Raw genomic sequence first — 2050 nt, forward strand, 5'->3', positions numbered from 1 at the left:
TTTAAATGCAGAAAAATCATTGAAGCTGATGATTGAAGCGTCGAAATCGCTAGTAAATCAGCTTGTTGACCTATGGAATACAGAAAAAATTGGGCCCATCCTTCGATTTTGCGTTGAAAAGCAAATTATTCAACCATCCGAAAGACTTTGCGAAAATCTTGACCGCGATCCCAGGACAGAATCTTTCGATGAAGAGATTCACAGCCTAGATAAAGGAGACTGGCTTGCAGATTCTTTTTTTCAAATGATGCCTGCGCAGATTGGATGCTACTTTGAATTCATTGTCAATAACACTGCCTACAGTACTCAGCATGGAGTCAAAGGCGAAGAGTACTCAAAAGTCCTAGTGGTTTATGATGATATTGAGGCGGCGTGGAACCAATACAGTTTCAATAAAACATTAACGCCACTAACAGCCGGTGAACCCTCTGATCGGCAGCGCGACGTAACGCAAAAACTTGCATACGTGTCATTCTCGCGTGCGATGGAGGATTTGCGTGTTGTATTGTTCACAGCCAATCCGGAAGGTGCGCAAGCCGAACTCATTGACAAGAAGTTGCTGGAACCCAGTCAAATCCAGATCATGCCCTGATCGCTATTTTTCTAATATCAAAGGGACAAAAGGGGCCGAAGCCCCAGGCTTAGATCAGGCCACGTTCAGCGAAGGACGCAGTGTCGCTACCGGCGATAATGACATGATCCAGCGTGCGCACCTCCACCAGCCCCAGCGCTTCCTTGAGCCGCTGCGTCAGCACCTTATCGGCCTGCGACGGCTCAGGATTCCCGCTCGGATGGTTGTGCGAAAGGATCACTGCCGCAGCATTGAGCCGTAGCGCTTCCTTGACCACTTCGCGCGGATACACCGATGCACTGTCGATGGTGCCGTGGAACATCTCCCGGTACTCGATCAGCCGGTGGCGCGTATCCAGAAACAGCACCGCAAAGACTTCATGCTCGAAGCCTGCCAACTTGTTGCGCAGGTACTCCTTGACCAGCGCCGGCGAAGTGAACTCAGCACCACGCTGCATCTTCAGCTCGATGGCCTGGCGTGCCGCTTCAAGAATTTGATCCACCGATGCCGGCATGTAGCGCCCTTGGGCGTCACGCACCAGCAAAGCGTCATCGAACGAGGAAAAGGACAGTTGCGACATGATCGTGCTCCGGTTGCTCGGGCGGAATTGCCCGGAACCGTGGCCAGCACGGCGCAGCGCAAGCAGTCAGGGATCGAAGACGGCCGACAGGCCGCAAGCGTGCGAGCACGCGAAGTCATTGACGGCGAGAACGCCGTGATACGGTGAAGGGAACAGCAAGACCGCCTACACCCTACTCAGCCACACACCCGTCGTTGGCAAGTGCGAAGCACGCGCAGGCCCGGATCAACGATCCAGGCCGGAGGCGTCAGGGATCAGCGCCGAATGGCTGTGATTCGGCACGAAGCACGGGGAGCAGCCCGCGAGCCCGACGGCGGTACGCCGGGACACATGACTATGGCTTGTCGTCCTTGAGAGACAGCGTGCCGCGAGATTCGAGCAGACGCCGCGTATTCTCCAACTCTTTTTGCAACAGTTCGGCATCCGGCAACACCGTCCGGTAGTTCGCCGCCATCACCTTAGTCGGCAAGCCATCCAGCGCATATCGCGCCAGGGCATGGCCCTTGTCAGCACACAGGATCAGGCCCACCGGCGGATTCTCGTCCGCGTAGGCCCAATGCTCCTTGGCATAGTTGCAGTACATATGCATCTGCCCCACATCGGCATGGGTCAGGCTGCCCAGCTTCAGGTCGATGATGACCAGGCAGCGCAGCTTCCGATGAAAGAACAGCAGATCGACCCGATACCAGGTCTGGTCGATACGCAAGCGCCGCTGCCGCCCCACGAAGGTGAATCCTTCGCCCAGTTCCAGTAGGAAGTCTTCCAGTCGCTGGATCAAAGCCGCTTCCAGGTCGGATTCCGAATACTCGTCCTTGAGGTCGAGGAACTCCAGCACATACGGGTCTTTGATCGCGTCGTTGGGCGTGACGGCATCCTCGGGCTTGGCCACCGAACCTTTG

The 2050-nt window shown here is 55.7% G+C and carries 3 protein-coding genes; 1 reads left to right on the forward strand and 2 read right to left on the reverse strand.

The annotated features are described in order from the left end of the window. Window positions 1-592, forward strand: a 592-nt coding sequence (locus tag TBU01S_RS24235; RefSeq protein ID WP_439654565.1) for a hypothetical protein, incomplete at its 5' end; no start/stop codon positions are given. Window positions 593-641: 49 nt separating this feature from the next. Here TBU01S_RS24235 and radC read toward each other — a convergent pair. Further along, window positions 642-1151: a RadC family protein gene (gene radC / locus TBU01S_RS22560; RefSeq protein ID WP_068639720.1), complete on the reverse strand. Its 510-nt coding sequence runs from the start codon at window positions 1149-1151 to the stop codon at window positions 642-644. Window positions 1152-1485: 334 nt separating this feature from the next. Then, window positions 1486-2050, reverse strand: a 565-nt coding sequence (locus TBU01S_RS22565; RefSeq protein WP_157659265.1) for a PDDEXK nuclease domain-containing protein, incomplete at its 5' end; no start/stop codon positions are given.

It is taken from the genome of Thauera butanivorans NBRC 103042 (assembly GCF_001591165.1).
Classification (GTDB): domain Bacteria; phylum Pseudomonadota; class Gammaproteobacteria; order Burkholderiales; family Rhodocyclaceae; genus Thauera; species Thauera butanivorans.

What these genes read in the sequence shown, in the direction of transcription:
- radC (WP_068639720.1), bottom strand. Translation starts at nt 1,151, where the DNA reads ATGTCGCAACTGTCCTTTTCCTCGTTCGATGACGCTTTGCTGGTGCGT.